This window comes from Paraburkholderia sp. UCT31 (genome assembly GCF_014397655.1).
GTDB lineage: Bacteria > Pseudomonadota > Gammaproteobacteria > Burkholderiales > Burkholderiaceae > Paraburkholderia > Paraburkholderia tuberum.
Map to the genome: position 1 here is coordinate 1 of NZ_VZQP01000124.1, position 6567 is coordinate 6567.

7 protein-coding genes and 1 tRNA gene are annotated in these 6567 nt (G+C 56.3%); 4 read left to right on the forward strand and 4 right to left on the reverse strand.

Annotated features, from left to right (window positions below; genetic code table 11):
• Positions 1-171, forward strand: a 171-nt coding sequence (locus tag F6X40_RS40635) for a transposase (protein ID WP_187631774.1), incomplete at its 5' end; no start/stop codon positions are given.
• Between the two features lie 337 nt (positions 172-508).
• On the opposite strand, the gene F6X40_RS40640 is transcribed toward F6X40_RS40635, so the two are convergent.
• From F6X40_RS40640 to dcm, 3 genes are read right to left on the reverse strand one after another with little or no spacing between them, the layout of a single operon-like run.
• Positions 509-1765 (reverse strand): type II restriction endonuclease, encoded by a 1257-nt coding sequence (locus F6X40_RS40640; RefSeq protein ID WP_187631775.1) that lies wholly within the window; start codon positions 1763-1765, stop codon positions 509-511.
• Positions 1762-2208, reverse strand: a complete 447-nt coding sequence (locus F6X40_RS40645; protein WP_187631776.1) for a very short patch repair endonuclease — start codon at positions 2206-2208, stop codon at positions 1762-1764. The genes F6X40_RS40640 and F6X40_RS40645 overlap by 4 nt, the downstream gene beginning before the upstream one ends.
• On the reverse strand, positions 2208-3476 hold the full coding sequence (gene dcm, locus F6X40_RS40650) for a DNA (cytosine-5-)-methyltransferase (RefSeq protein WP_187631777.1): 1269 nt from the start codon (positions 3474-3476) through the stop codon (positions 2208-2210). The genes F6X40_RS40645 and dcm overlap by 1 nt, the downstream gene beginning before the upstream one ends.
• 344 nt (positions 3477-3820) lie before the next feature.
• Between dcm and F6X40_RS40655 the strand changes: the two genes are divergently transcribed.
• On the forward strand, positions 3821-4735 hold the full coding sequence (locus tag F6X40_RS40655; protein ID WP_187631778.1) for an HNH endonuclease signature motif containing protein: 915 nt from the start codon (positions 3821-3823) through the stop codon (positions 4733-4735).
• A gap of 179 nt (positions 4736-4914) precedes the next feature.
• Here the strand turns inward: F6X40_RS40655 and F6X40_RS40660 are convergent.
• Positions 4915-4990, reverse strand: a tRNA-Lys gene (locus F6X40_RS40660).
• 199 nt (positions 4991-5189) lie between these two features.
• Between F6X40_RS40660 and F6X40_RS40665 the strand changes: the two genes are divergently transcribed.
• Both F6X40_RS40665 and F6X40_RS40670 read left to right on the forward strand, forming a co-directional pair.
• Positions 5190-5594: a PaaI family thioesterase gene (locus F6X40_RS40665; protein ID WP_187631779.1), complete on the forward strand. Its 405-nt coding sequence runs from the start codon at positions 5190-5192 to the stop codon at positions 5592-5594.
• Between the two features lie 75 nt (positions 5595-5669).
• A complete protein-coding gene (locus F6X40_RS40670; RefSeq protein WP_187631780.1) occupies positions 5670-6548 on the forward strand; it encodes a patatin-like phospholipase family protein in 879 nt (292 codons plus the stop codon).
• The last annotated feature ends 19 nt before the right edge of the window (positions 6549-6567 follow it).

Consider the following 6567-nt stretch of genomic DNA (forward strand, 5'->3'; position numbering starts at 1 on the left):
GTGCTGTTGCCACGTCGATGGGTAGTCGAGCGCAGCTTCGGATGGCTCAACCGCTTTCGACGCCTCGCACGTGACTACGAACGCTTGCCCGAAACACTCGCAGGTCTGCATTTTGTCGTCTTCGCCATGCTTATGCTTGTCCATGCAATCCCAGTACTTCGAAGTTCCTAACACCGTCTAACGGTAGGGCAAGCGGCGTTGTTTGGCGGACAAGCAGGTTGGAGGTCGCGAGATTCATCCCCCACCTAAGAATGTCAAATTGATGATCCGGGACCTTGTCCTCCTGCTGGACCGCTCGCTGCACGCATCGAACGTCCAGTACTCTTTGAATCTCGAGAAAGACTATGAACTTTTCCTCTGCGCTCGACGGGAGCGATGTCTTTAGCCTCGCCAGTTCTTTACTTGCGAATTCTCGAAGGAAGTTGGGAATTTCTTTAATGTCCACAGTGCATGCTCGCTTGCCTATCAACTCGATTGGGGACTTGTGTATCGTGTAAGGTCGGGGTGTTCAATCTCGGATGGCATTTTGCTTATCTTGCTGGCGGTCATGGACGAGGCGGACAAACCCGGCAACGTCCATAAGCCATACGCGTTGAGTCGGCGTGTAAGTGTCATGCAGCCCCAGTGGCAGCACAAGCTGAAGGCGCTTCGCCGCCATTTCATCGGTCTGTTGAGTCGAAATTGCCGTCTCGAGTGTCAGGAGATGTTTGTCAGCGATCTTGTCTGCCTCGGCGAGCACTTGGCGCCACCGGTCTTTGCATGTTGATTTGACACCGAGCATCGTGAGTCGCCGTGAATCGAATGCCGGATCGTGATATGCGTGTACGCCCGGAAACAGGAAGTCTGGCTTCGCTTTGTTCTCGGTAACCGCCGTGCGCGTATAGTGAATACCGCACTCTTGAAATAGAATTTCGAGGTGATTCTCTAGCGCGAGACCCACCCGGCTCTTGCGGCGGTTTTGCACTGATAGCGAGAAGGACAAAAAACCATCCACGTCTACGCCGACGTCGGCGGAGCCAGAGAAGCCTTTCGAGAGGCGGTCGGCGATCAGGTAACGCTCTAGTGTTCTAAACAGGATCTCTTCGCGCTCCATCCACGCCATAACCACCGCGTCAGGATCGTCGCGTGGACGTAGATCTGATAGCGTGCTGCGGGCATATGCAGAGAAGTCACGCGTTTTCGGGAATTTCCCGTCAAACCGTTGGAGCATCGTTTCGAGATAGGTCTCGTTGGTTGCTTCGACGACGATACCAATACTCTCCAGAATGAATCGTGACGCAAATTCGATTCGGTCCTGTTCGGTTTCGAGTTCGCTCTTCACCGAAAAACCGGGATGAGTGAGATCTGCGAACCCAAAAAGCCATTGAATCTGACGCGATACGCTCGATCCGTTTTCTGCGATGACAACTAGCAGGCCGCCGTCTTGCCGCTTTGCGATCACCAGTAGATCGCCCTCTGCGGCATTCATCGAGACGGTGGTTGTTGGGAAGTAAAATCTATATTCAGGGTGTCGGTGTGGCTGATCCTTCCGGCTGTCGTATAGCGTGAGAAACGCGTCTTCTACGATCGGTTCTGGATCCTCGTCGGTCAGATAGATAAACAACGCCGGCATGCGCGTTTTTTCTGATGGTCGACCGATGAAGTCAAGCATTCGTCTTGTAGCGTTGTACTCATGCTGATTGGATCGTGTTTGGTCGGCCTCGACAGCCGATAGACGTTTTGCTGCGACGCCCTCGAAATATTCCGATAGATACCCTTGCTTCATCCCCGTTGCTCCATAAACGGAGTGTCGCAGCGTAGCCAGTCTGCGACACTTTGTGCGACGCCCTCGGCGCTCTTGTTTGAGGCTCGTAGTGCGCATTCCCAGACGACGCCGACCCGCCAGCCTGCAGCTAGCAGGGCGTCACGAGTCTTCTCGTCATTGCTTTGATTTTGGCCAATCTTTTCGCGCCAGAAATCTGGCCGGGTATTTGGCGACTTAAAACGATGGCAGTTGTGGCCGTGCCAAAAGCAGCCATGCACAAAAATCACGGCATGGTAGCGTGGGAGAACAATATCAGGTTTACCGGGCAAGTCACGAACGTGAAGCCGGAAGCGGAAGCAAAGGCCGTGCAGCAGTCTTCTAACAAGTATTTCAGGTTTAGTGTCACGCCCCCGTATGCCGGACATCATCCGGCTACGAGTGGCGCTGTCCACTACATCGACCATTAAGTGAATAAAGGTAAAGTTAGCGGTATGCCGTCGCGCTCCTTGGCGATAAGCGCCTGAATAGACGGAACCATAATCCGGGCCACTTCCCGAATTACGGGCATCACAACGCTATTGCCGAACTGGCGATAGGCTTGGGTATCGCTCACCGGAATGCGGAATTCGTCGGGAAGGCCCATAAGCCGAGCGCACTCGCGCGGAGTCAATCGGCGCGGTCGCTTTGACTTGCCTTGGTGCACGAGAATCTCGGACCCATCTTTGTGATAGCGCGCTGAGAGTGTCCGGGTGACGCTATCTGAATACGCCATCCCGTAGCCGAAGCCGTTTCCGGCAGCCTTGTGTTTCTCCGCATACGCTTGCAGATATGCCCATAGATTTGGTGTCAGCGTATATTTTGCCTGCACCGTTTGCTTTTCGTGGTTGAAAAACCTGTCGGCATCATGCGGCACCAGTGGTTCGCTACCGTCAGTCTTATGAAGTATCGATCCCAGCCGGGGCCCGACTTCCGGAAGTTGCAAGTTATCCCATGAGAAACCGGTCGGCTCGCGAAAGCCCACTATTATGATCCGCTCGCGATGTTGTGGCGTGAAGTGTGCGCCGTCGATCACCTTATAGTGGACGTCGTAACCGAGGACGTCACGCAGCGTCTCGAGGATAACGCGGAACGTGTTGCCCTTGTCATGCGACACCAAGTTCTTAACATTTTCCAGCAGGAATGCTTTCGGTCGTTTGTGAGCAATGATTCGTTGGACATCAAAGAATAGTGTCCCTTGTGTCGTGCATTCAAAGCCATGGGGGCGACCCAAAGAGTTTTTTTTGCTCACCCCGGCTATGCTAAAAGGCTGGCAGGGGAAGCCAGCCAAAAGGACATCATGGTCGGGCACATCTTCAACGGGAAACGGGACGATATCGCCGACGAACGGATGATGGTCGCCAAAGTTGTCAAGGTAGGTTTTTCTCGAAAAATCGTTCCACTCACTGGTGAATACGCATTCCCCACCGTGAGATTCGAAGCCCTTTCGGATGCCTCCGATGCCAGCGAATAGGTCGATGAAGCGAAAACTCTGATGATCGGCTGTCTCAGTCGCAACCGGATCCGCCCGCATCATGTCACGAAGCGTAGCCTCGAGCATCGTCGGGCAACGGGACTGTCCTTTTTCCCACCGCCGAATTGTTTTTACGTTCATGCCGACGCGGTCTGCGATTTGTTGCTGCGTGAAGCGATCTCTTGCCTGTTTCAGTAGATCGAGCGACGGGCGTTGGGTCATGCTTTCCTCTGGGTAACTTTGCGGACATTATGACCGTGATTGATCCCAATTTCTAGCCTATCCAGCCTTTATCTCGAAAATACTTTAACTGTATACGCGTCGAGTTGAATGCAAAGCCATCAGCCATCAGCAATCGCTGCGCGCTTGAGAGGGCGATCGGCCAGCGGCTAGTGAAAACTTGCGATATGTTTAAATCGACGCGTGACCGGATTGATTGCGATCCTCGCGTTCAAACTTCCCAACCGCTTCGATGGCCTGCGCCGCCGCAGTGACGCATCGGCAACCGGATGTCTATGGTCCTTTTGCTTCGATTGCCGTTCACACAATAATTCAAGGATGGTCGGATGGACGTAGAGAAGTACGCCACTCGCATTGCCAGTCTTAACACCATGGAAGATGTTAGAAACTTCCGGGCCAATGCTGATGCAGCCGGTCGCGATGAACTGGTTGCGCTCTGCGATGAACGACTTGTGCAATTGGGACAGATTGTTCGCAAGGCCGGTCGACTAGATCGCGGAATTGAATGTGCCCCGGGCAGCGTTGAGGATTTTATCCTGCGCTCTCACGAACGTTACGAGGCCGTGCGTTCGGCTCAAAAGGGGCAGAAATTCACGGCCAGCCGCACTTGGCAAATGTTCCAACGTCACGGCATCGTTGGCACTTGTGAGCGCGTTGTGGGCCGCCCGGAGTATTCTGCCGGCTTTGCAGCCTTGGTGAAGGCAGGTGAATGGGCGAGTGCGTGGGAAGTGATCGTTTTGGCTTTTCCAGACCACTTCAGCGGCAAGGCATGTGCGTTCGCGCATCAGCTAATTCATGAGCATGTGCCGGACACTGAAATTGAAGCCGCGATCCGCGCAATGCGCGCAGAAGCAGCCGCTTTCCGCGCGCATGATATAGCGGCCGATCTGACGAAGCAGTTTGCCCAGAAACTCAAACGCTTCGCGCGAGTAGAAGTTCGTTTACACCAAGCGGCGTTCCGCGAAGCCGTCTATCGGGCTTGCAATGGGAAGTGTGTAATCAGTAACTGCGATGTGCCAGAGGCGCTCAAGGCAGCGCATCTCGCAGGGCGGAAGTGGCGCGATGGACACAACACGTCGAGCGACGGAATCCTTTTGCGCAGGGATTTGCATTCCCTTTACGATGCCGGACTAATTGCGATCTGCGACGGAGTCGTGCAGCTAGATTCGAGGCTGGGAGGCCACTACCAGCAATTTGACGGAATTTTAGTGGATATCCAGTCGGAGCCATCTTCATCTTGATAGCAAGAGCGGTCCTGAGTCATCTTGAAGTCGGGGGGGGGGGCGACGGTTGGAGGACCGTCAGATCACGCTGTTCCGAGTGGGCTCCGCTGTTTCTAAATTGCTTACACTAGCGCTTACACGGACACCGAAAAGCAAAAAGCCCGGTCGCAATGACCGGGCTAAGTGCTTGATTTCTTTGGTGGGGCGTGAGTGACTCGAACACTCGACCTACGGATTAAGAGTCCGCTGCTCTACCAACTGAGCTAACGCCCCAACAGAAGCGAAATTATGCAGGATCTTTTTGAGATTGCCAAGCCCTTTTCGCAGTGTTATTAAAAAGACCGCATCGCCCGAACTTGAGCGTTTCCTCGACAAGCCGCCATCCCGAAAACATCGACGCGTCCAACGCTGCCGGTATCATGTCGCGGACACCTCCCGCACGCAGCATCGCGGCTTTCGCCCGGGGATTCCCATGGATGACAAAGAGATTACCGAGCTGCTCGACCGAGTTCTCGCCCCCTGGGTCCGGGCGCTCACGTTGACGCCGATCAAGGTCGACGAGGAAAGCGCCACGCTGCGTCTGCCGTTCTCTGGCGAGTGGCGACACTCGGGCGGCATGATCAGCGGCCAGGTATTCATGGCGGCCGCGGACACGGCGATGGTCGTCGCCATCACCGCCGCGCTCGGCGGCTTCAAGCCGATGAGCACGGTGTCGCTGAACATCAACTTCATGCGCGCGGTCCGCAAGGGCGATGTGCTGATCAAGGCGCGCGTGCTGCGCATGGGCCGCAATCTCGTGTTTGGCGCAGTCGAACTGTTCGACGAAGGCGGCAACATGGCGGTTCAAGCCACTACGACTTACGCGCTGCTCGAGTGAATGCGCGTCGGACCCGAGGGGGCCGCCAACACAATCTGCGTGCAGCAAGAGCAAAGGAAAGCAAGGAAAAGCAGCATGTTCGATCAGGTCGTATTCGCCGGCGGCGGCAACCGCTGCTGGTGGCAGGCGGGTTTCTGGGACGTCGTGCAGCCGCAGCTCGACATCCGTCCGCGCGTGATCACCGGCATTTCGGCCGGCGCCGCAACCGCGTGCATGATTTACACGCGCGGCGACTCCGACTGGGTTATGCGCTATTACGAAGACGCACTGCGCCACAACACGCGCAACGCCTACTGGGGCAATCTGCTGCGCGGCGAGTCGGTGTTCCCGCATTACCGGATCTACCGTCAGGCGCTGCTCGATATCTATGGCGACAAGTTCTCCAGGCTCGCGCAGGCGCCGGAAATCCGCATCGGCGTGTCGCATCTGCCGCGCTGGCTCGGCGCGAGAAGTGCGGTCGCGGCAGGGCTGGTCGCGTACAACATCGAAAAATACGTGCGCAAGACGCTGCATCCGACGCTCGGTCGGACGCTTGGCTTTCATCCGGAATTCGTGCGCGCGCAGGATTGCGCGAGCGTCGACGAGTTGGCCGACCTGATCCTGCAATCGTCGAGTACACCGCCGTTCACGCCGGTTCTGCGGCGCAACGGCCGGCCGGTGCTGGACGGCGGCATGGTCGACAACGTGCCGGTCGGCGCGCTAGATGCTGACGCGCCGGGCAACGTGCTCGTGATGGTCACGCGTCCTTATCCGCGGCCGCAGATGTTCGTTGTGCCACACGGCGTCCAGCAGCGGCTTTACGTGCAACCGTCGCGCAAGGTGCCGATTTCGAGTTGGGATTACACGAGTCCGTCGCAGATGGTGCACGCCTATAACCTTGGCCGTGCCGACGGTGAGGTCTTCCTTGAACGCATCCCTGCATTGATGGAGGCGGGAGCGCACGAAGCGCGATGAGCGACGCGGCGGGGCGGGC